General features: G+C 56.1%; 28 protein-coding genes and 3 tRNA genes. 6 read left to right on the plus strand and 25 right to left on the minus strand.

Annotation, left to right across the window (positions count from 1 at the left end):
* Positions 1-55: 55 nt before the first annotated feature.
* The gene (locus QVZ43_RS11935) at positions 56-1,147 is read right to left on the minus strand and encodes a ShlB/FhaC/HecB family hemolysin secretion/activation protein (RefSeq protein WP_302910122.1); all 1,092 of its coding nucleotides are present in this window, start codon (positions 1,145-1,147) and stop codon (positions 56-58) included.
* A 304-nt stretch (positions 1,148-1,451) separates the two neighbouring features.
* On the opposite strand from QVZ43_RS11935, the gene galU reads away from it, so the two are divergent.
* On the plus strand, positions 1,452-2,288 hold the full coding sequence (galU, locus tag QVZ43_RS11940; protein ID WP_223793339.1) for a UTP--glucose-1-phosphate uridylyltransferase GalU: 837 nt from the start codon (positions 1,452-1,454) through the stop codon (positions 2,286-2,288).
* Positions 2,289-2,303: 15 nt separating this feature from the next.
* Here the strand turns inward: galU and QVZ43_RS11945 are convergent, their stop codons facing one another.
* Positions 2,304-2,720 (minus strand): XRE family transcriptional regulator, encoded by a 417-nt coding sequence (locus QVZ43_RS11945; protein ID WP_223793338.1) that lies wholly within the window; start codon positions 2,718-2,720, stop codon positions 2,304-2,306.
* 295 nt (positions 2,721-3,015) lie between these two features.
* On the opposite strand from QVZ43_RS11945, the gene QVZ43_RS11950 reads away from it, so the two are divergent.
* A tRNA-Val gene (locus QVZ43_RS11950) sits at positions 3,016-3,092 on the plus strand.
* Between the two features lie 81 nt (positions 3,093-3,173).
* Positions 3,174-3,992, plus strand: a complete 819-nt coding sequence (locus QVZ43_RS11955) for an RluA family pseudouridine synthase (protein WP_302910123.1) — start codon at positions 3,174-3,176, stop codon at positions 3,990-3,992.
* 18 nt (positions 3,993-4,010) lie between these two features.
* Here the strand turns inward: QVZ43_RS11955 and QVZ43_RS11960 are convergent, their stop codons facing one another.
* Genes QVZ43_RS11960 through dapA form a run of 5 tightly spaced genes read right to left on the minus strand, consistent with a single transcriptional unit; the run spans position 4,011 to position 8,584 of the window.
* On the minus strand, positions 4,011-5,018 hold the full coding sequence (locus QVZ43_RS11960) for an NAD-dependent epimerase (protein WP_302910124.1): 1,008 nt from the start codon (positions 5,016-5,018) through the stop codon (positions 4,011-4,013).
* Between the two features lie 13 nt (positions 5,019-5,031).
* Positions 5,032-5,772, minus strand: coding sequence for a TIGR04219 family outer membrane beta-barrel protein (locus QVZ43_RS11965; RefSeq protein WP_302910125.1), 741 nt, complete (start codon positions 5,770-5,772; stop codon positions 5,032-5,034).
* Between the two features lie 35 nt (positions 5,773-5,807).
* Positions 5,808-6,521 (minus strand): phosphoribosylaminoimidazolesuccinocarboxamide synthase, encoded by a 714-nt coding sequence (purC, locus tag QVZ43_RS11970; protein WP_223793334.1) that lies wholly within the window; start codon positions 6,519-6,521, stop codon positions 5,808-5,810.
* Positions 6,522-6,570: 49 nt separating this feature from the next.
* Positions 6,571-7,668 (minus strand): outer membrane protein assembly factor BamC, encoded by a 1,098-nt coding sequence (gene bamC / locus QVZ43_RS11975; RefSeq protein ID WP_302910126.1) that lies wholly within the window; start codon positions 7,666-7,668, stop codon positions 6,571-6,573.
* A 37-nt stretch (positions 7,669-7,705) separates the two neighbouring features.
* A complete protein-coding gene (gene dapA / locus QVZ43_RS11980; protein WP_223793332.1) occupies positions 7,706-8,584 on the minus strand; it encodes a 4-hydroxy-tetrahydrodipicolinate synthase in 879 nt (292 codons plus the stop codon).
* Between the two features lie 74 nt (positions 8,585-8,658).
* Between dapA and QVZ43_RS11985 the strand changes: the two genes are divergently transcribed.
* Positions 8,659-9,126 carry a peroxiredoxin gene (locus QVZ43_RS11985; RefSeq protein WP_302910127.1) on the plus strand — a complete coding sequence of 156 codons (468 nt, stop codon included), beginning with the start codon at positions 8,659-8,661 and terminating at the stop codon, positions 9,124-9,126.
* 7 nt (positions 9,127-9,133) lie between these two features.
* Here QVZ43_RS11985 and QVZ43_RS11990 read toward each other — a convergent pair whose 3' ends face one another.
* On the minus strand, positions 9,134-10,213 hold the full coding sequence (locus tag QVZ43_RS11990; RefSeq protein ID WP_302910128.1) for an AI-2E family transporter: 1,080 nt from the start codon (positions 10,211-10,213) through the stop codon (positions 9,134-9,136).
* Positions 10,214-10,229: 16 nt separating this feature from the next.
* Positions 10,230-10,457, minus strand: coding sequence for a sulfurtransferase TusA family protein (locus QVZ43_RS11995; protein ID WP_223793329.1), 228 nt, complete (start codon positions 10,455-10,457; stop codon positions 10,230-10,232).
* 165 nt (positions 10,458-10,622) lie between these two features.
* On the opposite strand from QVZ43_RS11995, the gene QVZ43_RS12000 reads away from it, so the two are divergent.
* Positions 10,623-12,092 (plus strand): M48 family metalloprotease, encoded by a 1,470-nt coding sequence (locus QVZ43_RS12000; protein WP_302910129.1) that lies wholly within the window; start codon positions 10,623-10,625, stop codon positions 12,090-12,092.
* A gap of 5 nt (positions 12,093-12,097) precedes the next feature.
* Here QVZ43_RS12000 and nadA read toward each other — a convergent pair whose 3' ends face one another.
* From nadA to aspS, 15 genes are all read right to left on the minus strand, one after another.
* Positions 12,098-13,159, minus strand: coding sequence for a quinolinate synthase NadA (nadA, locus tag QVZ43_RS12005; protein ID WP_302910130.1), 1,062 nt, complete (start codon positions 13,157-13,159; stop codon positions 12,098-12,100).
* Positions 13,160-13,348: 189 nt separating this feature from the next.
* A tRNA-Lys gene (locus QVZ43_RS12010) sits at positions 13,349-13,424 on the minus strand.
* 71 nt (positions 13,425-13,495) lie between these two features.
* A tRNA-Lys gene (locus QVZ43_RS12015) sits at positions 13,496-13,571 on the minus strand.
* Between the two features lie 82 nt (positions 13,572-13,653).
* Positions 13,654-14,421: a tol-pal system protein YbgF gene (gene ybgF / locus QVZ43_RS12020; protein ID WP_302910131.1), complete on the minus strand. Its 768-nt coding sequence runs from the start codon at positions 14,419-14,421 to the stop codon at positions 13,654-13,656.
* A gap of 24 nt (positions 14,422-14,445) precedes the next feature.
* Positions 14,446-15,015: a peptidoglycan-associated lipoprotein Pal gene (gene pal, locus QVZ43_RS12025; RefSeq protein WP_223793325.1), complete on the minus strand. Its 570-nt coding sequence runs from the start codon at positions 15,013-15,015 to the stop codon at positions 14,446-14,448.
* 62 nt (positions 15,016-15,077) lie between these two features.
* On the minus strand, positions 15,078-16,391 hold the full coding sequence (gene tolB / locus QVZ43_RS12030; RefSeq protein WP_302910132.1) for a Tol-Pal system beta propeller repeat protein TolB: 1,314 nt from the start codon (positions 16,389-16,391) through the stop codon (positions 15,078-15,080).
* Positions 16,392-16,406: 15 nt separating this feature from the next.
* Positions 16,407-17,411, minus strand: a complete 1,005-nt coding sequence (gene tolA / locus QVZ43_RS12035; RefSeq protein ID WP_420890914.1) for a cell envelope integrity protein TolA — start codon at positions 17,409-17,411, stop codon at positions 16,407-16,409.
* A gap of 22 nt (positions 17,412-17,433) precedes the next feature.
* On the minus strand, positions 17,434-17,880 hold the full coding sequence (gene tolR, locus QVZ43_RS12040) for a protein TolR (protein ID WP_302910133.1): 447 nt from the start codon (positions 17,878-17,880) through the stop codon (positions 17,434-17,436).
* 35 nt (positions 17,881-17,915) lie between these two features.
* On the minus strand, positions 17,916-18,605 hold the full coding sequence (tolQ, locus tag QVZ43_RS12045) for a protein TolQ (RefSeq protein ID WP_223793321.1): 690 nt from the start codon (positions 18,603-18,605) through the stop codon (positions 17,916-17,918).
* Positions 18,606-18,619: 14 nt separating this feature from the next.
* The gene (gene ybgC / locus QVZ43_RS12050) at positions 18,620-19,042 is read right to left on the minus strand and encodes a tol-pal system-associated acyl-CoA thioesterase (RefSeq protein WP_302910134.1); all 423 of its coding nucleotides are present in this window, start codon (positions 19,040-19,042) and stop codon (positions 18,620-18,622) included.
* 7 nt (positions 19,043-19,049) lie between these two features.
* Positions 19,050-20,081 (minus strand): Holliday junction branch migration DNA helicase RuvB, encoded by a 1,032-nt coding sequence (ruvB, locus tag QVZ43_RS12055; RefSeq protein ID WP_223793319.1) that lies wholly within the window; start codon positions 20,079-20,081, stop codon positions 19,050-19,052.
* 150 nt (positions 20,082-20,231) lie between these two features.
* Positions 20,232-20,864 (minus strand): Holliday junction branch migration protein RuvA, encoded by a 633-nt coding sequence (gene ruvA, locus QVZ43_RS12060; protein ID WP_302910135.1) that lies wholly within the window; start codon positions 20,862-20,864, stop codon positions 20,232-20,234.
* A 30-nt stretch (positions 20,865-20,894) separates the two neighbouring features.
* A complete protein-coding gene (ruvC, locus tag QVZ43_RS12065; protein ID WP_302910136.1) occupies positions 20,895-21,422 on the minus strand; it encodes a crossover junction endodeoxyribonuclease RuvC in 528 nt (175 codons plus the stop codon).
* An 18-nt stretch (positions 21,423-21,440) separates the two neighbouring features.
* The gene (locus tag QVZ43_RS12070) at positions 21,441-22,184 is read right to left on the minus strand and encodes a YebC/PmpR family DNA-binding transcriptional regulator (protein WP_302910137.1); all 744 of its coding nucleotides are present in this window, start codon (positions 22,182-22,184) and stop codon (positions 21,441-21,443) included.
* 64 nt (positions 22,185-22,248) lie between these two features.
* Positions 22,249-24,045, minus strand: coding sequence for an aspartate--tRNA ligase (aspS, locus tag QVZ43_RS12075; protein ID WP_302910138.1), 1,797 nt, complete (start codon positions 24,043-24,045; stop codon positions 22,249-22,251).
* A gap of 238 nt (positions 24,046-24,283) precedes the next feature.
* Between aspS and fabR the strand changes: the two genes are divergently transcribed.
* A complete protein-coding gene (gene fabR, locus QVZ43_RS12080) occupies positions 24,284-24,904 on the plus strand; it encodes an HTH-type transcriptional repressor FabR (RefSeq protein WP_223793314.1) in 621 nt (206 codons plus the stop codon).
* Positions 24,905-24,919: 15 nt separating this feature from the next.
* Here the strand turns inward: fabR and QVZ43_RS12085 are convergent, their stop codons facing one another.
* Entirely contained in the window at positions 24,920-25,342 is a 423-nt protein-coding gene (locus QVZ43_RS12085) for an HIT domain-containing protein (RefSeq protein ID WP_302910139.1), read from the minus strand.
* Between the last annotated feature and the right edge of the window lies 1 nt (position 25,343).

Here is a 25,343-nt window from a genome sequence, read left to right on the forward strand (position 1 = left end):
GTATAGAAGAGAGAACAAAGAACGCCGCCCTCAGGCGGCGCGGGAGTGCGTTCAGTTAGAGCGTGACGCGCACGGAAAGTGAAAAATCGGGGGAGTCTGGTTGCTCAATGGAATGGCCAGACGACTCAACCATGCGGCCTACGGAAAGGTTCGTTTCGACGTTTCGGGATTCCAGCTGCAGGGAAGCCTCAACAGAGCTTGCCCGCCCAAACTGGCCAGAATTGGCCTCGTTACCCGGAATCCATCCGCGCAACGCAGCAAGCTGCAGCTTGCTCTGAACGCCTTTAGCGCCAGGAACCTTGAGCAAGGGGCTGTCTGCCTTGAGCTTCAGCCACCCGCCCTCAGGGCTGGACAGCGAACTGCCATTCAACCCGGATATCATTGACGACGACGCAACAACCACGTGCTCGCGACTCGGCAACTCAGACGGCGCAATCTGGTAATGCCCGTCCAGAGCAAACAGCCAGTTATTCAAAGGACGGCTGATTGACGAGGACAGGGAGGCTTTTTGGAAAACCGCAGACGACTCCTCCACCCCGGCTGAATCCTCGACCCGATGGAACTCGGAACCCGCGGATACCGCAAGACGGGTGCTCGCACTGAAACCAGCAGGCAGATCTCGGCGCCCATAAGCATCAACCGTCAGGGACGAGCGCTCTTCATTAGCGCTCTCATCCCAGCTGCCGGCCTCGAATCGTTGTTCATACTCACTTGCGTGGCGAACAACGGTTTTGAAACGGAGATCATTCCAAGTGAAGAGCGGGCGGGCAACGGAAACTGCCATTGCTTTCTGGTCCTGCCGGTGATTAAAGCGTTCACCGCCGGACGTGGTGTCACCCTCAAAATCACGACGCAGCATTTCAACACCAACTCGCGCGCTACCCATCGGAAAGCCGTAGCTAAAGCCAAGATTATCGGAGTCCTGATCGGCAAGACGGCTGACCCCGTTCTTGAACTTCACCCCAAACACGTGGTCGGTAAAAAAGAGTCCCCGGGTGTTCAGATTCAGATGACCACTAAAGTTGTCGCTGCTTTTCTCCGACGCGCCCGAAAGCTCAACCCGGGATTGCAGCCAATGAGGGAGACCGTCACTTGACGACGTCGCCCATGCCTGCCCCGATAAAACGCACCACAACAGTGCAAACATTGAAACTTTCTTCACACGCCTACCTGAGTTTGCGACCCGCCTGCACGATCCGCGCAGAACTGTTCAAAAACCAACCAGGCGGCAATTTATTGGCTGGGAGGCCGCAAAACCAGAGCTGCTTTCCAAAAATAACAATTTGATTAAATTGGAATTATTTGAGCAAAATTTAGCCACTTTTCGACATGAAAAGCTTCAACTGTCCACATCCAGAACCAACTTGGCTACACTCGGCACAGTTCGTGAATAAATCTCAGTAAGCCGCGCGTTTCGCGCCCTGACTGACAAGGAAAAAAAGGATATCCAAATGATTAAAAAGTGCCTGTTTCCCGTGGCCGGCTACGGTACACGCTTCCTACCAGCCACCAAGGCCATGCCCAAGGAAATACTGCCGATTGTGAACAAGCCGCTGGTGCAATACGGCGTTGAAGAAGCCTCGGAGGCGGGCATCCATGAATTTGGATTTGTGACCGGCCGTGGCAAGCGGGCAATTGAGGACCACTTCGACATCAGCTACGAGCTGGAGCACCAGATTGCTGGCTCGGGCAAGGAAGACCTCCTGACCTCCATTCGCGATCTGATCAACCACAGTTCGTTTGCCTTCACCCGGCAGAACGAAATGAAAGGCCTGGGGCATGCAATCCTCACCGGGCGCAACCTGATCGGGGACAACCCCTTCGCCGTGGTACTGGCAGACGACTTCTGCATGGGACCTGAGGGGGATGACGGCGTCCTGGCCCAGATGGTCAAGCTCTACAACCAGTTCCGCTGCTCCATCGTGGCGATCGAGGAAGTTCCCGAAGACGAGACCCACAAGTACGGTGTGATTGCCGGTGAGCCAATGAAGGACGGTCTCTACCGCATTACCGACATGGTCGAAAAACCAGCACCCGAAGACGCTCCCAGCAACCTCGCCATCATTGGCCGCTACATCCTGACTCCGGACATTTTCGAAATCATCGAACAGACCCCGCCCGGCAAGAACGGCGAAGTACAGATCACCGACGCCCTGCTCCATCAGGCGCAGAATGGTTGCGTACTGGCGTATCAGTTCAAAGGACGTCGGTTTGACTGCGGAAGTATCGATGGCTTTGTGGAGGCCACGAACTACGTTTACGAGAACGTGTACAAGAAAGGAAAATAATTCCTGAGGGCGCGCCTAGCGCCCCAGTGCCTGCATTACCTGGCGCCGGCTCTTGTTGGAAGCATGACGGAACCGGCGCACCAGATCGTACTCTTCATCCGTCAGCTGAACCCGCTTGATCTCCTGTTCTAGCTCCTTGAGTGCCTCAAACAGGTCGTCACTGTTGCTGAATGCCAGACCGGGCAGCTCAAGCTGACCGTCTCCGCCCGGTTCTTCCAGATCCAGCAACTCCTCCAGCGGCGTTTCTGTCTTGATGCAAAAATCCAGCAGCTCCGTCACACCTGGATAACTTCTCTGCCGGGCGTCCGAGGCCTCCCAGCTTTTCACCCGCGCCTCGTCTACGCCGCACAATTGCGCCACATCCCAATGGGAGAGCCGGCCAGTTTCCCGAACCTGGCGAAGGCGACGATTGAACGTTTGCAGATACCGCATAACTGACGTCTCACTGTGTGCAGGAGTTCTGAATTCGGGAAGGCCCAGTGACTCACTCAGCCTCAGTACCACAAGATACTGAATTCCAGAACAAATGTAACCTCACCCACCTCCATAACAGGGAACCCATGAAAGCGGCAGACGAATATAAGACCAGCTACCGGCGCACCAAATCCCGGTTTTACCAACGTCTGAGCACGGAGTTCCACCTACTGCCATGGCACACAAGTACCAGCCCAAAAAATTTGTTGACCGAAAAATGGAGAATCAGTATAGTGCGTCCCCGTTACGGGATAGGACCATAGCTCAGTTGGTTAGAGCGCTACCTTGACATGGTAGAGGTCCCCAGTTCGAATCTGGGTGGTCCTACCAATCCCTGAATTAAAGTCAGTTACTTACGGAAGACGTAGGAACTGGCTTTTTTTATGTCCGGCCATTTTCCGGAACCCGCCTATGAGAACAATCATCGACCTCACCGCAGAGCGCCCTCAGACAGCCGTCGACGCACTCAGCGCAGCCTCCGACCTCCCCAAGCAGCGCATTAAGGACGCCATGGCCAAAGGCGCCTGTTGGTGGACACAGAAAGGCAAGCGGGTTCGTCTGCGCAAGGCCAAGCGCGAGGTGAAAATCGGGACACGGCTGGAGCTGTACTACGATGACACGGTTCTAGCCAGAACCCCTCCACCGGCACAGCTCATTGCCGACTTCAAGCGCTATTCGGCATGGTTCAAGCCCCACGGCATGCTGTCCCAGGGCTCACAATGGGGGGACCATTGCAGCCTGCTTAGATGGGCAGAACAAGAACTCCAGCGAGACTGCCACCTGATCCACCGACTGGACGCCGACGCTGCCGGGTTGATGCTCATTGCCCATGACACAAAAGCTGCCGGCGCCCTGTCCCAGCTGTTTTCTGGCCGGCAGATGACCAAGCGATATGAGGCCCAGGTGATCGGCAAACTCGACGCCGAGAATCTTCGGGTCAACCAGCCCATCGATGGCAAGGAAGCGATAAGCGTTATCAACACGCTCTCATACAGCGAGCCAGATCACTCGACGCTGGTCAGCGTGGATATTGAAACAGGCAGAAAACACCAGATCAGAAAGCACCTCGCCCACCTTGGCCATCCAATTATTGGCGACCGCCTGTATGGCAAGCCGGCCAGCTGCTCTTTGCAACTGACCGCACGCTTTCTGGAGTTCGATTGCCCGTTGACAAGAAGGCGGATGACGCTGGAACTACCCGGAGATATCGGCAGCTCCAACGACGCTTGAGGACAAGCACCAGAGGAGTTAAACCTGGTAGAAGTCACGATACCAGTCGACGAACTTCGCAATACCTTCTTCAACCGATGTATCGGGCTTGTAGCCCACGTCGGAGATCAGATCATCGACATTGGCGTAAGTAGCCGGCACATCGCCCGGTTGCATCGGCAGAAGGTTTTTCTCGGCCTTCTTGCCGACTCGCTCCTCGATAATCTCAATAAAGCGGGACAGTTCGACCGGATTGTTGCTGCCAATGTTGTAAAGCCGATAAGGCGCCTTTGAGGTGCCCGGATCCGGCGATTCACCAGACCACTCTGCGTTGGGCTCCGCAACATGATCCAGCGTTCGGATCACCCCTTCCACGATATCGTCGATATAGGTGAAATCCCGCTTGTGGTAGCCGTGGTTGAACACGTCAATGGGCTCACCGGCAAGAATCTTCTTGGTAAAGATGAACAGGGCCATGTCAGGCCGTCCCCAGGGACCGTACACTGTAAAGAAGCGCAGGCCGGTGGTGGGCAGGTTGTAGAGATGGCTGTATGTGTGTGCCATCAACTCATTGGCCTTCTTGGACGCGGCATAGAGACTGAGCGGGTGATCCACGTTGTCATGCACCGAAAAAGGCATGGCCTCGTTGGCACCGTATACGGAGCTGCTCGACGCATACACCAGATGCTTGACATCATGGTGACGACAACCTTCCAGGATATTCATAAACCCTACAAGGTTGGCGTCAATATAAGCGTGAGGATTCTCGAGGGAGTAACGGACACCGGCCTGGGCAGCGAGATGCACCACCCGCTCCGGCTTGTGTTCCACAAACAGGGCTTCCATGGCACTTCTATCCGCCACATCCTGCCGTACCTCGGTGAAGCCCGACCGGCATGTCAGACGCTCCAGTCGAGCCTCTTTCAGGCTAACATCGTAATAATCGTTGACGTTATCGACACCGATCACCTCGTCACCCCGGTCGAGCAACCGGTGTGCCAGGTGTGAGCCAATAAATCCCGCTGTTCCCGTAACGAGAATCTTCACCGTTTTCCTCTCCTTAGAAAGCTACACCGGCGCTGATAAACGGCCCGTCCAGCTCCACGTCCAGCCTGTCGCTGTCGTCTTCATAGTCGATTGCCATCTGGCGGTAGCCGGCTCTCAACTGAAGCACCGAGATTTCGTACTGACCATAGGCGTTGAAATCATGCACCGAGTCGCCGTCGAAGCTGATGAAGTTGCCCTCTGCACCAACAGAAACACCGGTCAACGGCAGGTCAAAACGTCCTGCAAGGTAACCCATGGGTACGACCGCATCCACCTTGGTTTCACTGACACTTGCGCCAGCCACCTGCTGAACGATCAACTCACCTGACAGGTCCCGCGCAGTAATACCAAGATCAAGGTTCACCCAGTTGTCCAGGACCTCGTAATACAACGTCAGATCCAACTGCTCGAGATCAAGCTCGGACCTGACGCCAGCACCACCGACTCCGATATCGATACCATCAAAATTGGAGCTCAGGCTGCCACGCCCATCAAGCTGTACCAAAGTGTAGTTCAGCCGCACGTTAGGCAGAACAGGAATTGGATGTTCCAGGTACAGAGAGGTATTTGCGTTGGAATCACTCTCAAGGTTGAGATCATTTTCGACATCAACCAGATCGTTACCACTGGCAGCCTGACCCGAAAGGCCAGAATCCCAGTAGCTTACATTTGCGCCAAGTCCGACAACGTCCGCATGGACCTGATGAGACGCCAGGAGAGCAGTTCCTGCCGCCACTACCATCAACTTACGCATAGCACACCCTTTTCGCTTTTTATTTGGACTGAGGATCAGTCGAATTGAATGCCCAGACGGCCTCCGACTTCCTCGTAGGTTTCAATGACTTCTCCCAATCCTTGGCGAAAACGATCCTTGTCCATTTTCTTCCTGGTTTCCTTGTCCCAGATCCGACAGCCATCCGGGCTGAATTCATCCCCAAGAACAACGGCGCCATTGCTGCGGCCAAACTCCAGCTTGTAATCCACCAGCAACATGCCAGCCTCATCAAACAGGGCCTTGAGTACGTCGTTCACCTTGTAGGTCAACTCCTTCATACGAGCGAGCTCATCGGCGCTCGCCCAGCCAAAACTGACCGCCAGAGACTCATTCACCATCGGGTCATGCAGCGCATCATTCTTGAGGAACAGTTCAAACGTAGGAGGCGTCAGCTCTTTACCTTCCTCTACCCCCAGTCGGCGGCAAAGGCTGCCTGCCGAGACATTCCGCACTACACACTCGACGGGGATCATATCCAGGTTCTTGACCAGTGATTCGGTGTCCGAAAGAAGTCCCTCGAAATGCGTCGGGATCCCGGCCGCTTCCAGCTTTTCCATGATGAAGGCGTTGAACTTGTTGTTCACCATGCCCTTCCGTTGAAGTTGTTCTTTCTTTTCGCCGTCAAAGGCAGACGTATCGTCCCGGAATTCCAGTACAAACAGGTTCGGATCATCGGTCTTGAAAACAGACTTGGCCTTGCCGGCGTATAGCTCTTCACGCTTTTCCATCGAAAATCTCCAGTGCTCCGAATTGGTTACGGGCACGCAGTAACTGAATCTAGTAAAGGTATTCGAACAGTTCGCCCAGAAGATCCGAAGCGTTTCGATCCCCGTCGAAGCTCGCTTCCTGCTCGGCCGTCATGGTGACAACCTCGGGCGATTCCTCAAGACGCAACGTGTGAGTATGTTGCGGCTGACTGTCGTCTCCGAACCAGTCGAACCAGCCCGAGTCCCGCTCCTCTTCTGTCCGAAAATCGACGTGGAACCAGCCTTCGCTCCGGTTCAGGTCAACCACAGCAATGCCGGCCTCTGTCAGTGCCCGGCGGATCTCAGCCCACGACCGACCAAAGTCCAGGTCCAGCCGGATGGCAACCGCCTGATCCCCTTCCGACACAAGTTTCACCAGCGGTTGGCTGACAATCCCGGAAGCCGCCCGGGAAAACGATTTCTGTTCGTCCCTGCCCTGCAGGAACTCCGCCATATCTGCCAACAGGCGCTTCTGGAAGGCCAAGTCGTCGGGCGAAGGCACCTCATTCCCTGACCAGGGCTTCAACACGGCCTCGTCACCAACTTCCAGCTTGCGTACCTGAATTTCCGTGGTTTTACGACGCACCCCGGGCGACATCATGACCTGCAGTACAACCCTGGCTTCTTCCTGCACAGCCTCTTCTGGCAATTCCGCCAGATCCCGGGCTCGCTTACTGAAGTTAAGCAGATCACTCTGAATAAGCCCCTGCTTCGGGTTATCACCGCTAATACCCAGCCCACGGTCAATCATGTAGGCGTTGGTCGCCGGCCACAGGCGTCCGGGAACGTCATTCACCAGCAACCAGGCCTGCCCGTCCAACTCTTCCACCACATAGTTTTCCTCAAGGATTTCCGACGTCATATCGGGTGGCTCGGGAATTTCGGTGGGGTAAAATTTGCTGGCATCGGCAACATTGATATCCCGAATGGGCATTGCCTGACTTATGCGGGATGAATCCGCCCCCTCAGGCACTTGCAGAGGAGGCAGTTCTCGGGCATCCACGTAGCGTTCAGAGCGGTCATCCATCAGACCGCAACCAGAAAGTGCGACACTGGTGAGCAGCATCCCGGAAGCCAGTGTCCGGGATTTCGACAATAGGTTATTACGGGTTCCAGAAAGAACCGACATCAAGTTACTCCGGAGATAAAGGGCTAGTACAGTGAGCTCAGAGCGCGCCAGAGGCTCTCATCGCGTCCTCCACCTCACTGTGAAATTTCTCACTGAGCGGTGTAAGAGGCAGACGAATACCTTCGCTTATCATCCCCATTCGTCCAAGCGCCCACTTAACGGGAATCGGGTTGGCCTCAAGGAACAGCTTCCGGTTCAGCGGCATCAGCAACTCGTTGAGTCGCTCGGTCTCTTCGCGATTACCCGCGATCGCTGCTTCGCACAGATCAGCCATGCCTCTCGGGGCCACATTGGCGGTAACGGAAACATTACCCTTGGCACCAGCCAGCATCAGTTCAGCAGCGGTCGCATCGTCGCCCGAGTAGACAGCAAGACGTCCGTCGAGGGCCTCGATTAACTCGATCCCACGAGGAATATTGCCAGTCGCGTCCTTGATGCCAACAATGTTGGGGATATCAGCAAGACGCAACACCGTCTCGTTGAGCATGTCGCAGGCCGTACGCCCCGGCACGTTGTAGAGCATCTGGCTGATGCCCGGAACGGCCTCTGCAATGGCTTTGAAATGCTGGTACAAACCTTCCTGGGTTGGCTTGTTGTAGTACGGCACAACCAGCAAGCAGGCATCTGCACCCAGCTTGTGAGCCTCGGTCGTCAACTCGATTGCCTCACGGGTACTGTTACCACCGGTACCGGCAATCACCGGGATGCGTTTATTGACACGCTTTATGATGTGGCCAATGGTCTGACAATGTTCTTTAGGGTCCAGGGTTGCAGATTCACCTGTGGTGCCCACAGCCACGATGCCATGGGTGCCGTTTTCGATATGAAAGTCCACCAGTTTGTCCAACTCCTCCCAGTGAATCTCACCGTTCGGATGCATGGGCGTGACCAGTGCAACAAGGCTACCCGTAATCATAAAAGCTCCGTCTCAATAAAAGCGATATGGTAATGTTGGGCTCGAACTGACACAAGGGAATTCAAGGAGAAGTCATGTCATCCTTTGAACTGGGAAAACCCGTACCAGACTTTGAAGCCCAGGCCACAGGAAACCAGACGGTTCGACTGTCTGACTTCCGCGGCAAAAATTTGGTCCTGTATTTCTACCCGAAAGACAACACCCCCGGATGTACCACCGAAGGCCAGGACTTTCGGGACCGAATGGATGCGTTTGCCGAGCTTAACACTGACATTCTGGGTGTCTCCAGAGATGGACTTCGTGCCCATGAAAATTTCAGAGCCAAGCATGACTTTCCATTCCACCTGATTTCAGACAAGGACGAGACTCTCTGCAAGCTGTTTGATGTCATCAAACTCAAAAAACTGTACGGCAAAGAGTATCTCGGCATCGACCGCAGCACTTTCCTGATCGACGGCGACGGCTTGCTTCGAAACGTCTGGCGTAGCGTCAAAGTCAAAGGCCATGCCGACGAAGTGCTGGAAGCCGCCAAGACGCTCTGACTCTCCGTTATGAGTGCTTTGGCTCCGGTGGGGGTACAAATTCCTTCACCGGCCAGGCAGCAAACACCGCCTTGAGCATGGTCGCCAGTGGAATGGCAAAGAACACCCCCCACAAGCCCCAGATACCACCAAAAAACAACACCGCCACGATAATGGCTACCGGGTGAAGATTGTTCACCTCGGAAAACAGGATCGGGACCAGCACGTTACCATCCAACCCCTGAATCACCCCATAAACCACCATCACCCAGACAAAATGGCTCCCCCAGCCGAATGCAAACAGTGCGATCATCGCCACCGGTATGGTTACCACCGCTGCGCCAATGTAGGGAATCACCACACTCAGCCCTACCAAAAGTGACAACAGCGCGGCATAGGGCATGCCAAGGAACTTGAACGCTACATACGTCGCTATGCCGACAATAAGGATTTCAACCGCCTTACCCCGGACGTAATTGGCACACTGAAGGTTCACCTCATGCCAGATCCGAAACATCATGGGTCGTTGCTGGGGAAGCAGTTTGCCGACGGCGCCCAGCAGTACCTCGCGGTCTTTCAGGAAAAAGAACACCAGGATCGGCACCAGGACCATGTAGATCAAAAGTGCTACCAGATCCGGGATACTGGAGAGCGAGAACGAGACCAACCATTGGGTCATGTGACCGACCTCGGTTGATACCTGCTGATAGACCGTGTTAACCGCCTCGGCCGAAATCAGATGGGGATACTCATCCGGAAGCAGTTCCATATAGGACTGCATTTCCCGAATGATCCGGGGAGTTTCACCAGCAAGATTACTGACCTGCGTCCAGATAAGCGGCAGCAGGCCAAAAATGAATCCGACCAGAACTCCCAGGAAAACAAAGAAAACACTGAGAATGGCGACCAGTTCGGGAACACCCAGCTTGATCAGCTTGGTCACCAGCCCCTGAAGAATGAATGCGATGATGAGCGAGGCAATCGCTGGCGCCAGCATGGCGCCAAACCAGATCACAAACACCGTTCCTATCACCAGGATCAGGAACAGGATGACAGCCTCTTCATCCGAAAAATATTTGTGAGCAAGACCCCGTAATACGTTAATCATATGTGTCTCCGAAGCCCTATCCGCCGCACTTGATGACAAACCGGTACTTTCCCCCACCCTCACTGCTACTCACCAGAGAGTGACGGGACAGCTCAATAAACGCAGGGATGTCGCGAGCCGAGCCGGAGTCTGTGGCAACCACCTCCAACTCCTCTCCCGCGACCATGGCGTTGAGCTCCAACTTGGTTTTCAACAGAGGCATCGGACACTGAAGCCCTGATGCATCCAACGTGCGATCAGCCATAAAACGGAAACACCTTGCCTGATATCAGTGTAAAAACATTCATGCAGGCATTATGCCGAGAGTGGTAATGTATTTCACTACAATAGTTTTTAATCGACGAGACCGAACTTTTTGTCAATTATTCCTGTCATTAGGGCCACCGGAACCGAGGACGCTTTGCTGTACATGATCCGAAAGAAAAGCCTGCGACCCAGCCTGGTGCCAGCGGCAAGTCTGGCTCTCATACTCACTCTGCCTCTCGATGCCGCGAAGGCCCAGGAAAATCCGCTCCCCACAATCGGCGGCGCAGGTGGTGGACTGATCTCGGACAAACTCGAATCCGATATCGGCCGGCAGGTGATGATCTCGATACGAAGGTCGACACCGAGAATCACCGACCCGCTGGTGTATGACTACCTGACCAACATAGTATACCGCCTGGTGCCTTCAGCCCCGCTTCAGAACCGGGACCTCACCCTGACACTCATCGACAATGCGGGCATCAATGCGTTTGCCGTCCCGGGAGGAATTGTCGGCGTCAACGGGGGGCTGTTCCTGAGCGCGGGAACGGAGCAGCAGTTTGCGTCGGTGCTTGCGCACGAACTTGCCCATCTGAGCCAGCGACACTTCGCACGCCGGATGGAACAACAGGAAGCCAGCGCACCACTGGCCATGGCCGGTATGATTGCAGGCATCATACTCTCTGCCGCCACGCAATCTGACATCGGCATTGCCGCCATCGCCGGCTCGCAAGCTCTGGCGATTCAAAACATGCTGGCATACAGCCGCGCACATGAGCAGGAAGCCGACCGTGTCGGACTCGAGATCCTTGCCAATGCAGGCCTCGACCCCAGAGGCATGCCCGAAATGTTTGAAATCCTGATGCGCGAGAACCGCCTTCAGGGCAACCAGATCCCCGAATACCTGTCGACCCACCCCCTGAGCCAGAGCCGGGTAGCCGACACGCGCAACAGGGCCGAACAGTATCCTGAAGAACGCATCCGGGATGATCAGGAATACCACCTCATACGCAGCCGCCTGCAGGTAAGGTACGCATCCTCTCCAAAGTTAGCGGTGGACACCTTCGAGGCTTACCTGGCGCAGACTACAGAAACACGGAACGATGTCGCTCGCTACGGCCTCGCCGTTGCCTATCAGCGCAACAACCAGGCTGGGAAAGCGATTGAGATTCTGAGGGACCTGCTCACACAGCAACCAGAGAGCATCACCTACACAGTAACCCTGGCAGAAGCGCTGCTAAGTGAAGATAAAATGGCCGAAGCCCGGGCCCTGCTACGAAGCGCGCTTGACCGGAATCCTGGCAACTACCCGATCACCTACCAGCTGGCCGAGACCGAACTCGCAGACGGAAGCGGCGAACAAGCCGCCCGACTGCTCCAGAACCTGACCCGGGATTTACCCGGCCAGGAGCACCTGTGGCTGAAACTCGCGGATGCGGAGGGTATGGCTCGTAACGTGGTGGGGGTTCACCGGGCACGAGCCGAATACGAAGCGCTGATGGGAGATCTGGAGTCCGCTCAACGACAATTGAGGCAGGCCCAGGAAAAACTGCCAGCCGGCTCTCCCGAGCGACAAATCGTCACTGAGAGACTGGCCGACATCACCCGACGCCTGAACGCCAAGCGAAGCGGTTAGCAGCCTCAGGCGTTGCCAGCGGCCTTAAGGTTCATGTTGGCCGTGAAATCCAGCATGCGCCGCAGGGGCCTGAGCGCCCGTTCGCGAAGCGAGTCATCCACAAAAACTTCCTGATCGCCCGTTTCCAGAACGTGCAGGAGGTTCTCGAGACCATTCATGGCCATCCACGGGCAATGAGCACAGCTGCGACACGTGGCACCATTCCCGGCTGTCGGAGCCTCCAGCAGGGTCTTGTTGGGCGCCAACTGCTGCATCTTGTAGAAAATGCCGTTATCGGTCGCGACAATGAACTTGTCGTTGGGAAGTGTCTGAACGGCATGAATGAGTTGGGACGTAGAACCAACCACATCCGCCATTTCCACAACGGCGTCAGGCGATTCGGGATGAACCAGGACCGCCGCGTCAGGATACAAGGCTTTCAGATCTTCAAGCCCACGATACTTGAACTCCTCGTGGACAATACAGGAGCCATCCCACAGGAGCATGTCGGCACCGGCTGTCTTCTGAACGTAATGACCAAGATGCTTGTCAGGAGCCCACAGAATCTTCTCACCGCGCGCATCGAGGTGCTCAACAATAGCCTGAGCACAACTTGACGTTACCACCCAGTCAGCCCGCGCCTTCACAGCAGCCGAGGTGTTGGCATACACCACCACGGTCCGATCCGGGTGCTGATCGCAGAATTCTGAAAACTCATCCGCAGGACAGCCTACGTCGAGGGAACAGGTCGCCTCCAGTGTCGGCATCAGTACGGTTTTTTCAGGATTCAGGATCTTCGCGGTCTCACCCATAAAACGAACACCCGCGACGACCACGGTAGAAGCGGGATGCTCGTTTCCAAAGCGGGCCATTTCCAGGGAGTCAGCGACGCAGCCGCCGGTTTCCTCAGCCAGCTGCTGTAGCTCGGGATCTGTGTAGTAATGCGCAACCAGAACCGCGTCCTTTTCTTTCAGCGCGGCTTTTATCTTCGCAATAAGCTCCACCTTCTCGTCAGCACTCAGCGGCTTTGGCTCCGCTGCGTGGGCGAGATGCTCCTGGACTAGAATGCGGTCTTCGGCTTGTGTCATTACTGCGTCTCTGTGTTGCTCACTATTGCCGGATTATACCATTTCAGGCCCGGTTTTCATGAATCACTCAACCCCGCAATGGAAACATTCACGGGGCACCTAAAAACCTAATTGGGAACTTATACGCAAAAAAAAAGAGCCCGGAGGCTCTTTTTTCAACGGATCTCTAAAATTGGAGAGATCCGGTATTGGTGGGTCGTGATGGATTCGAACCATCGACCAATTGGTTAAAAGCCAACTGCTCTACCAACTGAGCTAACGACCCGTAAACGGTGACCAGCGCTCATCCTGATCTGACCGAAAGCGAACCCAGGGTATCGCTTCCAGACTTGAATATGGTGGGTCGTGATGGATTCGAACCATCGACCAATTGGTTAAAAGCCAACTGCTCTACCAACTGAGCTAACGACCCAAGCGAGGCGCATATAGTAATGATTTTTTTGTGTTGATCAACCCCCATTTCGAAAGTTTCTCAACATTTTTTTCACGACGGCTCAGCCTGCCTCAGCGCCAAGGAATTTCCGAGCCAAATCGGCCGCACTGCTATCCGGATAACTGTCTATCACAGTCTGCATCCGCACCCTGGCCTGCTCTGCCTCTCCCAGTTTGTCCAGGGTCACACCGAGCTTGTACAGAGCATCGGGAGCTTTCCTGTGATCCGGGTAGCGCGTCGCGACGATGGTAAATGCTTGCTTGGCCTGTTCGAGCTGCGGTTTCACCAGGTAAACCTCACCCAGCCAATAATAGGCGTTTACGGTTAAATCGCCTTCTGGATAGGTATCGATGAACCCGTAAATCTGCGTGATGGCCTCATCGTAGTTTTTCTGGTTCCGGATCAAATCCTGAATCTCAGCATAGGCCTCACGCTCTTCCGCATCAGGCTGCCGGTATTCCCTGGCTTCGATCACCGGTGCTCCAGAGCCTGCTGACGAACCGGCCGATGCCGGCGCAGATGGCTGCTCCGCGAGCTTCTCTGACAAGCTCAGGATTCGCTGGTCCAGGTCGATATATCGATCCCGCCCCTGCTTTTGCAGACGGTCAATCTGGTACCGCTGCTCCTCGACTTCACCTCGTAGCCGACGAACCTCTTCCTGCAACTGCTGAATCATGTAGAACAGTTCGGCAGAACCCTGATTGTTGACCGCATTACGCTGGGCCGCCGAGTTGCCACTTTGAAAAGAGGGAGTAGATTGCGCCAGAGCCACTCCCGCCTGCCCCAAGGCAAACGGGAGTACCACTGTCGCCATGAGCGTCTTTCTCATGGACATACCTGTCATCAGGAGATCTTATTCAAACACCAGCTCCACACGACGGTTCTGAGCCCAGGAACTTTCGCTGGAACCCATAACAGCCGGCTTTTCTTCACCATAGCTGACGGTTTCGATCTGGCCACGCGAAGCGCCGTTCACGATCAGGAAACGCTGAACCGCATTGGCACGACGCTCGCCCAGTGCCAGGTTGTATTCCTTGGTGCCGCGCTCATCCGCGTGGCCTTCCAGACGAACCTGCTGACCCGGGTTGGATGCCAGGAAACGGGCATGGGCCACCAGAACATCACGAGCTTCCGGCTTGATTTCAGCCGTGTCGAAGTCGAAGTAGAATGTGGTGATTTCACGCAGCGCTTCCTGCTGGGCCTGCTGCTCGGCAGCCAGGCGCTCTTCTTCGGTCATCGCGGAAGAAGAAATGCCGCCATCCTCGCCGCCACCGTATACGGTAGCGCCGCCATCCTGATCAATTGCCGCCACGTCAGAGCCGTACTCACCTCCATCAGCTGTGTCACCAGTGGAGCTACATCCGGCGAAGAGGCCGACAGACAACATAACTGCAAAAGCCTTTGATTGGGCTGACAACTTCATAGTGCTTTCCTTTCGGTTGGTTAACTTTATGAATGAATCAATTGGCAGACGTTTTCAGCCTGCTACCGCACCAGCGGCCCCCACGCGGGCTCACGCACATCGCCCTCCGACGCGGGCAAGCTGTATGCTGCACCGCCGTCCGCAGAAATAACGGTGAGCACGCTGCTACCACCTTGCTTTGTGGCGTAGATCAGCATACGCCCGTTCGGGGAAACGCTTGGGGATTCGTCGGATTCTGTTCTGGTCAGAACGGTCTCCTCACCAGTTTCTAAATTGGTTCGTGCAATATGGAACGCCCTGTCACGTTGGTGAACATAGTACACGTATCGTCCGCTACTGTCCGGCCGTGGACGAGCGTTATAGCGACTACCAAAAGTGATACGTCTGGGCGCAGCATCAAGACGCTCCATGTAGTAAATCTGCGGGCCACCGGAACGGTCTGAGGTGAAGAACATTCCCCTGCCGCTGGCATCCCAGCTGGGCTCGGTGTCAATGGCCCAATGATTGGTTACCTTGGACAGCTGCCGGCTGGCCAGATCCATTCGGTAGATTTCCGCGTTGCCATCCTTTGACAGCGTCATCAGCAGCGAACGCCCGTCATCGGACCAGGCCGGGGCTGAATTAAGACCCGGAAAGTCGGCAATACGGGTACGCTGGCCAGTCGCCAGTTCGTGGACAAAGATCGCCGGCTTACCGGTCTCAAAGGATACATAGGCCAGCTTCTTGCCGTCCGGCGACCAGGCCGGTGACAGAATCGGCTCCCGGCTCTCGAGGCGGATAGACGCCCGCTTGCCGTCGACATCGCTCACTTGCAAGCGATACCGGGGCTGCCCATTAATCGATTCAAGCGTGATATACGCCAACTTGGTGGAAAAAGCACCGGGTACGCCGGTGATCGCCTGGTATACCTGGTCGCTGATGGCATGAGCCAGGGAACGGATGTTGGACAGAGAGGCTGAACTCGTGCGGCCCAGCAGGCGTTCCTCGGTACTCACATCGAACAATTCGTATCGGGCATTCACCCGATCGGCCTGGCGGGTGAGTTCACCCACCAGAACATAGCGCTGGCCAAGCAAACGCCAGTCCCGGAAAAACAACTCGGCACGCTTGGACGGCAGGCTGAGCATCTGGGACGGCGCCAATGGCTTGAATTCGCCACTCATGGCGAGATCGTCCTGAACGATGCTGCTGACTTTATCGCCCGGCGGAAAAGCGCTGCTTTCTGCAAATGGCACCACCGCAATCGGAATCGCGGCGTCAGCCCCTTCGGTGATACGAATGACCAGTTCCGCCCGAGCCACGCTGGCGCCCAGCAGAATCAGGCATGCGACAGTAGCGATGCCGCGTAACGATGCTTTCCAGATCCGTTGTCTCATAGAGCCGTCCGTTCCTTATTGCAATCCGCCCGGGGTGAATTCCAGGGTGAACTGACGAAAATATTGTTCAAATGTCTGCCGATCATCAGGGACCGGATATCGCCCAACAGCGCGGGCCGCGCTCAATGCCGTATTATCAAAAGCAGCATTTCCGCTGCTGCCAACCATCCGCACGTTAGCCAACTCGCCTGTTGGCAACAGCGTAATGCTCAGAGTGGTCTTCAGCCCCTCTGTGGCCGAGGATGGCTTGTACCACTCGCGCCTGACCCTCTCATAAATCAGGGCCCGGTATTTCTCGGCCTCGGTCAGCATCTGCGCCTCTTTGGCTCGTGCCGCTGCTGCCTCTGCCTGTCGACGAGCCTCAGCTTCCTCAGCCTTCCGGGCTTGCTCCGCCAATGCTTCCAACTGCTGTTCTTTCAGCCGACGTTCTGCTTCCTCGCGCTTTCGTTCCGCTTCCTTTCGCCGAGCCTCTTCTTCGCGACGCCGCTGCTCTTCCTGGCGCCGCTTTTCTTCCTCGGCTTTACGGCGAGCCTCTTCTTTGCGTTTTTCTTCCTCGGCCTTTCGACGTTCCCGCTCCTTGGCTTCCGCTTCGGCCTTTAGCCGCGCGGCCTCTTTGGCCCGCGCAGCCTCTTCCTCGCGCTTTCGACGCTCAGCTTCCTGTTTTTTACGTTCAGCCTCCTTGCGGGCGGCTTCTTCCTGTCGCTTTTTCTCAGCCTCGGCTTGTCGACGGGCTTCTTCCTGACGCTTCTGCTCTTCCCGGCGCTTTTGCTCTTCAAGCTTGCGTTCCTGCTCACGATCAACCTGCTCCACAGGTTCCACAACCTCGCTGGGAATTGGTTGCTGCTGAGTAATCAGGCGCGCGGAAATACTCCGGGGCGGAGGCTCCTGTTCAGGGCTGGTCCAGGACCACCCGGCCAGAGCTACACCTATAATGAGCGCATGAAGCCCGACCGAAAACGCTATCGGCGATTTCCATGGCGCATGCCCCGTGCTGATATCTTCGCGTTCGTGGCCTATCACAACGTTCCTGTCTGCGCCTGCATCACTTGTCCATGGCGGGAGCTTCGGTAATCAGCCCCACACTCGAAGCACCTGCCGCCTGTAATTCAGCCATGAGCCGAACCACAACCCCGTATTCCACATGCTCGTCTCCACGCACCAAGACCTCACTGTTGGAGCGCTGGGACAGGATTTTCGTGATTTGCTCGCGGATTTCCGGTAACGACATCGGGTCACTGCCCTGATCACCGATTTCCATGTAATACGCCCCATTGGTATCAACAGACACCACAATGGACTCGACGTCTTTGTCGGCCTGGATTGGCTCAGAGGTTGTTTCAGGCAACTCCACCTTCACGCCCTGGGTCAACATGGGCGCCGTCACCATGAAGATAATCAGGAGCACCAGCATCACGTCGATATAGGGTACGACGTTAATCTCCGACATCGGTTTGCGCCGATGCTGCGGCATCATTCCCATGCCTTTCATCGCGTCACCTCGGGGAACATATCGGAATCAATCACTTATACACCGCTTGCATCGCTACTGTGGACCCGGCGATGCAAAATGCTGGAAAACTCTTCCGCGAAGGTTTCGTAGTTCTTGAGCAGCGCATCGGCCATGGCCGAGAACCGGTTGTAGGCAATGACCGCGGGGATCGCGGCAAACAGGCCCATTGCAGTCGCAATCAACGCCTCCGAGATACCGGGAGCAACGGTCGCCAGTGTCGCCTGCTGAACCTGGGCGAGACCACGAAACGAATTCATGATGCCCCAGACGGTGCCGAACAGCCCAACATAGGGGCTGGTTGAACCAACGGTTGCTAAAAACGGAAGGTGCGTTTCCAAACGCTCCTGTTCCCGGGAGAACGCCACGCGCATAGCCCGTTGCGCGCCTTCCATCACGGCATCCGGATCACGGCTCTGCTGGCGAAGCCGGGAAAACTCCTTGAATCCCGCACGAAACACGGATTCCATACCAGAGAACGGGGTCGGTTCGGCACTGACCTCCCGGTACAACTGGCCCAAATCCATACCGGACCAGAACCGCTCTTCAAACTCATACTGTGACTGCTTGGCCTGACGGAATACCTTGATGCGCTGAAAAATGAGCGCCCAGGAAATGATTGATGCCAGCGCGAGCAGCAACATAACGAGCTGCACCAGTACGCCGGCGTTGGCAATGAGATACCAGACTGAAACTTCCGATTCCACCTTCTGCTCCTGGCTTATTGTTCGATCTGAATGTGTTTTTTCAGCATGTGCTGCATACTTTCAGGAAAGCGCCGGGGCCTACCCGTGTCCAGCGCCACACAGGCCACCCGTACATCGGCCGCGCAAAGCAGCTGCCTGTCTTCCGCCATCAGGACTTCCTGGCGCAGATCCATCCAGGCCCGCCCATAACCCACGGGCTCAGACGTGACCAGCAACTGGTCATCCAGTCGTGCGGGCCTGGCATAACGAATATTCATCTGACTGACCACATAGCTGATGTTCTCTACCAGCCCTGCCCGCAGCCCGACTCCACAACTACGAACCCATTCGGTTCTTGCGCGTTCCATGTAATGCAGGTACTTGGCATGAAACACAATACCTCCTGCGTCGGTGTCTTCTATATAGACACGCAGAGGCAACTCAAAAACGTTGGTCACCCCCTCTTCAACCAAAAGGCTCGCCCCCCGAACCAGATTTCGGCGGCACAACTCCAAAGTGCTGGTACGCACTGGAGGTCACCATCCGCCCACGAGGAGTTCGGACCATGAATCCCTGCTGAATCAGGAATGGCTCCAGAACGTCTTCAATCGTTCCCCGCTCCTCGCTGATGGCAGCGGCCAGGCTGTCAACGCCCACGGGACCGCCATCAAACTTTTCAATCATGGCCAGCAACAGGCGACGATCCATGTGATCGAAACCTTCGTTGTCCACTTTCAGCATATTCAACGCCTGATCTGCCACCTCGGCACCAATGTGCCCGTCAGCTCGCACCTCAGCAAAGTCTCTGACCCGCCGCAACAGTCGATTGGCAATTCGGGGCGTACCTCGGGAACGACGCGCTATCTCGAACGCACCGGCTTGGTCAATATCCACGGAACTCAAACGCCCGGAACGCTCGATGATATGGGTCAGATCAGCGGTATTGTAGAATTCGAGCCGCTGAACAATGCCAAAGCGATCCCGAAGAGGCGACGTCAGCAAGCCCGCCCGGGTGGTGGCTCCCACCAGCGTAAAGGGCGGCAGATCCAGCTTGATCGAACGGGCAGCAGGCCCTTCACCGATCATGATATCCAGCTGGTAATCCTCCATGGCCGGATACAACACTTCCTCTACAGCCGCGTTAAGCCGGTGGATCTCGTCGATAAACAGGACGTCGCCTTCCTCGAGATTGGTCAGCATGGCCGCAAGATCGCCGGCCTTCTCCAGCACCGGCCCGGACGTGGTCTTGATGGCCACACCCATTTCGTTGGCAATGATGTTCGCGAGGGTGGTTTTACCCAGCCCCGGCGGACCGAATATGAGCACGTGATCCAGTGCTTCCTGACGGGTGCGAGCGGCAGAGATAAAAATATCCATCTGTTCGCGCACCGTCGGCTGTCCGACGTATTCGTTCAGGAGAGTGGGCCGAATCGCCCGATCCTGTACTGCTTCGTAATCACCGGCCTGCGCTGAAATCAGTCGGTCGGATTCGATCATGAGATTGCCCGAGTGAATAAAAACAAAAATCGCCGCTTTCGCGCTTACCTGAACGATAACCTATTGTGACAATTGTACAAACCGTCCATCCGGTGTCACGTTACGCTCTATACAGGTTTGGCACCATAGAGGCGACATAGCAAGAAACGATTACTTGGTGGGAATCATGCTCCGGAGTGCCAGGCGAATCAGATCTTCGCTAGACATGCCCTCCTCCGCAACGCGCGTGATTGCCTTGGCAGCCTCCTGAGGCTTGTAGCCCAGAGCAATCAGAGCCGATTCAGCTTCATCGCGGGCATCCGATACCGACCCAGTAACCGGCTTAACAGCACCTTCCGGAAGCGAGCCGCCCCCGGCGGACGGCACAAACTGTCCTTCAAGCTGCTTGATGCGATCCGCCATATCGATCAGAAGCCGCTCCGCCGTTTTCTTGCCCACTCCGGGCAACTTGACCAGCGCGTTGACGTCCCGTGCTTCCACGCAACGAATGAATTGATCGGCGTCCAGCCCAGACAGAATGCCCGCAGCCAGCTTCGGGCCGACGCCATTGACCTTGATCAGCAGCCGGAAGAGGTCGCGATCCAGTCGCGATGCGAAGCCAAACAGACTCTGTGCATCTTCGCGAACGGCAAAGTGTGTATGGAGCGTGACTTCCTGCCCAGTGTCAGGAAGGTGAAAGAAGGTGGTGTAGGGAATATCAACTTCGTAACCCAGCCCGGAACACTCCACCAGGGCCTGACCAGGTGTTTTTTCTACCAGAATTCCTCGAATACGACCGATCAACGGGAATCTCCTGTCGCTCTTCAGAGCGGTTTATTGTTGTCTTACTCGCCCACCCCGGGCCCGGCCTTCGCCTCCGGCCACTCGCAGGATGCCTGCACTCATATGGGCATGACACAGCGCGATGGCCAACGCATCGGCGGCATCCGCCTGGGGCTTTCTAGACAGCCCCAATAGCGCCTGCACCATGTGCTGGACCTGGGACTTGTCTGCCCCACCCTTACCCACAACCGCTTGCTTTACCTGACGGGCAGAGTATTCATGAACGGGCAATCCACTGTTAGCAGCACTGACTATGGCCGCCCCCCGTGCCTGCCCCAGCTTGAGGGCAGAGTCCGGATTCCGGGCCATGAATACCTGCTCAATGGCAAACTGGTCGGGACGATATTCTCCAATCAGCGTGGCGAGACTGTGGAAAATAGCCTGGAGCCGCTCTGCCATGTTCTTGTCACCGACACGAATACACCCACTGTCGATGTATTCAATGCGCCGGCCCTCCGAGCGGATAACGCCGTAGCCGGTAATTCGAGATCCGGGATCTACGCCCAAAATAATGGCCAAACTGCTTCCCCAGCCACGTTAAAGTGACTCCATGATATCGGCAGATATGTCGGCGTTGTGGTAGACACTTTGAACGTCATCCAGATCCTCAAGCATATCGATCAACCTGAGGTTGGCTTCAGCGCCATCCTGATCAAGCTCGACCCGGGTTGCCGGGACCCAGGTAACCTCAGCGTTATCTGGCTTGAAGCCGGACTCGACCAGGGCATCTTTCACGTCCATATACCGATCAGGCGTGGTAACGATTTCAAAGGAACCATCACCCTGTTCCGCCAGATCCTCAGCTCCGGCACTGAGAGCCGCCTCCATCAGAGCGTCTTCCGATACATCCGGACCGTAACTGATCACCCCCTGCTTGGTGAACAGGTACGCAACCGAGCCTTCGGTACCAAGATTACCGCCCATCTTGCTAAAGGCATGACGGATTTCCGCCACCGTGCGGTTTTTATTATCGGTCATCGCCTCGACGAATATGGCGACCCCACCGGGCCCATACCCTTCGTACGTGAGCTCTTCGTAATCACTGTCGTCGCCACCACCGGCACCCCGTTCGACGGCACGCTCGATGGTGTCTTTCTTCATGTTTGCATTCAGCGCTTTATCGATCACCGCGCGCAAACGAGGATTGTCTTCGGGATTGCCACCACCCTGCCGAGCGGCCACGGTCAGCTCCCGGATAATCTTTGTGAAGATTTTGCCCCGCCTGGCATCCTGAGCTGCCTTGCGGTGTTTGATGTTGGCCCATTTACTGTGACCAGCCATGAAACGCCTCCATCTTCGTAGAGCCGGGGTGTAAAACACCCCGGCCTATTACCACTTTCCGAACTTACTCGCCGTCAGCCTTGTTGCCTTCAGCCTGCTTGGCAGACTTGCGCAGGCGGATATTCAGCTCACGCAACTGCTTTTCATCGACTTCACCCGGCGCCTGAGTCATCAGGCATGTGGCGCTCTGGGTTTTCGGGAAAGCAATCACGTCCCGGATCGAGCTGGAACCGGTCATCAGCATCACCAGACGATCCAGGCCAAAGGCCAGACCACCGTGGGGCGGGCATCCGAACTTGAGCGCGTCCAGCAGGAAGCCAAACTTCTCACGGGCTTCTTCGTCACCAATGCCGAGGATACGGAACACCGTTTCCTGCATGGTTTCGTCGTGGATACGAATGGAGCCACCGCCCAACTCGGTGCCGTTCAGCACCATGTCGTAGGCGCGGGACAGAGAGCCAGCCGGGTTCGCCTCCAGCTCTTCCGGCGTGCAGGAAGGCGCGGTAAACGGATGGTGGATAGCGGTCAGGCCGCCATCCGGCGTCTCTTCAAACATCGGGAAGTCCACGACCCACAACGGTGCCCACTCGCTGGTGAGCATGCCGAGATCGTGGCCCAGCTTCACACGAAGCGCACCCAGCGCCTCATTAACCACCGTAGCCTTATCCGCGCCGAAGAACACGATGTCACCGTCCTCAGCACCGACACGCTCCATGATCGCCATGGCAATGTCATCGCCCAGGAACTTGACGATCGGAGACTGCAGACCTTCCACACCGGCCGACAGGTCATTGACCTTGATATAAGCCAGCCCCTTGGCACCGTAGATGCCAACGAATTTGGTGTAGTCATCGATCTGCTTACGGGTCAGGTCGCCGCCCTTGGGCACGCGCAGTGCAGCAACACGACCTTTCGGGTCGATAGCGGGCCCCGCAAACACCTTGAAATCCACACTTTCAACGAGGTCGCCCACGTCCACCAGCTCCAGCGGAATACGCAGGTCCGGCTTGTCGCTACCAAAACGCTCCATAGCCTCGGCGTAGGGCATGCGGGGGAACTCCGGAAGATCAACCTCAAGCACGTCCTTGAACAGAGAACGAATCATGTCTTCGTTCAGCGCCATCAGGGAGGCTTCATCGATGAACGATGCCTCGATGTCGACCTGGGTGAACTCCGGCTGACGATCCGCCCGCAGGTCCTCGTCACGGAAGCACTTGGCAATCTGGTAGTAACGATCAACGCCCGACACCATCAGCAACTGCTTGAAGAGCTGGGGAGACTGGGGCAGCGCAAAGAAAGAACCCTGGTGAGTCCGGCTGGGAACCAGGTAGTCACGTGCGCCTTCTGGCGTGGCCCGGGTAAGAATTGGGGTTTCCACATCCATGAAGCCATTGGCATCCAGGTAGTTACGGATGTAGCTGGTGATCCGCGAGCGGAAGCGCAGGCGATTGATCATCTCCGGACGACGCAGGTCGACGAAGCGATAGCGCAGGCGAACATCTTCACCGACATCAACGTGCTCATCCAGCGGGAAAGGAGGCGTGGCGGCAGCATTCAGAATTTCCAGCTCTTTGCCCAACAATTCAACCTGACCGGTCGGCATGTTGTTGTTCTCGGTACCGGCAGGGCGACGACGCACCCGACCGGTGACCTTGACCACGAACTCACTGCGAATTTTCTCCGCCAGCGCAAAGCTTTCCGGGGTATCTGGGTCCACGACCACCTGTGACAGGCCATCCCGATCCCGCAGATCAAGGAAAATAACGCCACCATGATCGCGGCGGCGATGAACCCATCCGCAAAGAGTGACTTCTTGATCGATGTGGGATTCGTTGATCCCACCGCAATAATGACTGCGCATACCGGTTCCCGTTATGTCTGATATGTACTTGGTTTCTAGCAGGCAAAGATTGACGGCGGCCTGCTCTTCGGAAAATGCCGTGGCCGCAGAATAAGGCGACCACCTATTGGAAAAGCGGCCCATTATAAACACAATGACACCGAAAATCAGGCGGGATTCTACCCATCCTTGCGGGCAGGTGACTCACTGCGGACAGATGGCTAAAATGCCCCCTTACAGCAGTTAACGGAGTTCCACTTTGTCGTCCCGAGCCGAACAAAAATTACGCACCCGACGGGCACTCATGGACGCTGCACTGGCCCAGCTCAGTGCCGACCGCGGATTTGGCAGTCTAAGCCTGCGGGAAGTCGCGCGAGAAGCCGGTATTGCACCGACATCGTTCTATCGTCATTTCACCGAACTGGATGAGCTGGGCCTTGCCCTGGTTGACGAGGGAGGTGTCGCCTTGCGTCAACTGATGCGACAGGCCCGCAAGCGCATCGCAAGAAATGGCAGTGTCATATCCACGTCAGTTGATACCTTTATGGAGTATCTGGGCAACAATGCGAACCTTTTCAGGCTCATGCTGCGTGAGCGCACGGGGGTCTCGAAACCTTTCCGCACAGCCATAAAAGCCGAAATCGATCACTTCGTGACGGAACTGACCGTTGATTTAACCCGCGTCGCCGATGAGCGCAATCGACCTCTCTCCGATGCGCGGGCAGCTGCAGAAGCCATGGTTACCCTGGTTTTCAACCAGGGTGCGGAAGCGCTGGATGCGACGGCAAAAGAAAAAGAGGAACTCAAAGAAAAGCTCAAGATCGAGCTGCGGATGATTCTGACAGGCGCACAGACCCTGGCCCAAAAGAAACCAAACTGATCTCGCTGCCCTGACCTACTGAAGCTTGGTCACAATCGGCGCCAGCAGGCCCCGTACGCGATCCAGCTCAGCACTCGCGTACGGCACCGGCGCCTGCTTACCCCACACCGGCCCCGGCCAGGCCGGATCGTTCTCATGACGCACGATATGGTGCAGATGAAGCTGAGGCACCATGTTGCCCAGCGCCGCCACATTCATCTTGTCGCCGGAAAAAACATCCATCATGCCGCGACTGAGAAGGGATGACTCCCGGAGCAACCGCTGCTGCTGTTGCTCCGAAAGCTCATAGATTTCCCGGATGCCAGCCACCGCCGGCACCAGGATGACCCATGCCCAGGCACGATCATTCATCAACCGGATGTCACAAAGCTGGCTGCGGCCGAGACTGATTGTATCCGCAGCCAACCTGTCATGGAGATGAAAATCGGCGCCAGCCATC

This window comes from Marinobacter suaedae, assembly GCF_030519635.1.
Lineage (GTDB): Bacteria > Pseudomonadota > Gammaproteobacteria > Pseudomonadales > Oleiphilaceae > Marinobacter > Marinobacter suaedae.

What these genes read in the sequence shown, in the direction of transcription:
- QVZ43_RS11985 (WP_302910127.1), top strand. Translation starts at nt 8,659, where the DNA reads ATGTCATCCTTTGAACTGGGAAAACCCGTACCAGACTTTGAAGCCCAG.
- tolB (WP_302910132.1), bottom strand. Translation starts at nt 16,391, where the DNA reads ATGAGACAACGGATCTGGAAAGCATCGTTACGCGGCATCGCTACTGTC.
- ruvB (WP_223793319.1), bottom strand. Translation starts at nt 20,081, where the DNA reads ATGATCGAATCCGACCGACTGATTTCAGCGCAGGCCGGTGATTACGAA.
- QVZ43_RS11965 (WP_302910125.1), bottom strand. Translation starts at nt 5,772, where the DNA reads ATGCGTAAGTTGATGGTAGTGGCGGCAGGAACTGCTCTCCTGGCGTCT.
- galU (WP_223793339.1), top strand. Translation starts at nt 1,452, where the DNA reads ATGATTAAAAAGTGCCTGTTTCCCGTGGCCGGCTACGGTACACGCTTC.
- QVZ43_RS11935 (WP_302910122.1), bottom strand. Translation starts at nt 1,147, where the DNA reads ATGTTTGCACTGTTGTGGTGCGTTTTATCGGGGCAGGCATGGGCGACG.
- dapA (WP_223793332.1), bottom strand. Translation starts at nt 8,584, where the DNA reads ATGATTACGGGTAGCCTTGTTGCACTGGTCACGCCCATGCATCCGAAC.
- tolR (WP_302910133.1), bottom strand. Translation starts at nt 17,880, where the DNA reads ATGAAAGGCATGGGAATGATGCCGCAGCATCGGCGCAAACCGATGTCG.
- QVZ43_RS11990 (WP_302910128.1), bottom strand. Translation starts at nt 10,213, where the DNA reads ATGATTAACGTATTACGGGGTCTTGCTCACAAATATTTTTCGGATGAA.
- bamC (WP_302910126.1), bottom strand. Translation starts at nt 7,668, where the DNA reads ATGTCGGTTCTTTCTGGAACCCGTAATAACCTATTGTCGAAATCCCGG.
- pal (WP_223793325.1), bottom strand. Translation starts at nt 15,015, where the DNA reads ATGAAGTTGTCAGCCCAATCAAAGGCTTTTGCAGTTATGTTGTCTGTC.
- QVZ43_RS11995 (WP_223793329.1), bottom strand. Translation starts at nt 10,457, where the DNA reads ATGGCTGATCGCACGTTGGATGCATCAGGGCTTCAGTGTCCGATGCCT.
- aspS (WP_302910138.1), bottom strand. Translation starts at nt 24,045, where the DNA reads ATGCGCAGTCATTATTGCGGTGGGATCAACGAATCCCACATCGATCAA.
- QVZ43_RS12085 (WP_302910139.1), bottom strand. Translation starts at nt 25,342, where the DNA reads ATGGCTGGCGCCGATTTTCATCTCCATGACAGGTTGGCTGCGGATACA.
- ybgF (WP_302910131.1), bottom strand. Translation starts at nt 14,421, where the DNA reads ATGAGAAAGACGCTCATGGCGACAGTGGTACTCCCGTTTGCCTTGGGG.
- QVZ43_RS12070 (WP_302910137.1), bottom strand. Translation starts at nt 22,184, where the DNA reads ATGGCTGGTCACAGTAAATGGGCCAACATCAAACACCGCAAGGCAGCT.
- QVZ43_RS11945 (WP_223793338.1), bottom strand. Translation starts at nt 2,720, where the DNA reads ATGCGGTATCTGCAAACGTTCAATCGTCGCCTTCGCCAGGTTCGGGAA.
- nadA (WP_302910130.1), bottom strand. Translation starts at nt 13,159, where the DNA reads ATGACACAAGCCGAAGACCGCATTCTAGTCCAGGAGCATCTCGCCCAC.
- purC (WP_223793334.1), bottom strand. Translation starts at nt 6,521, where the DNA reads ATGGAAAAGCGTGAAGAGCTATACGCCGGCAAGGCCAAGTCTGTTTTC.
- QVZ43_RS12000 (WP_302910129.1), top strand. Translation starts at nt 10,623, where the DNA reads ATGATCCGAAAGAAAAGCCTGCGACCCAGCCTGGTGCCAGCGGCAAGT.
- QVZ43_RS11955 (WP_302910123.1), top strand. Translation starts at nt 3,174, where the DNA reads ATGAGAACAATCATCGACCTCACCGCAGAGCGCCCTCAGACAGCCGTC.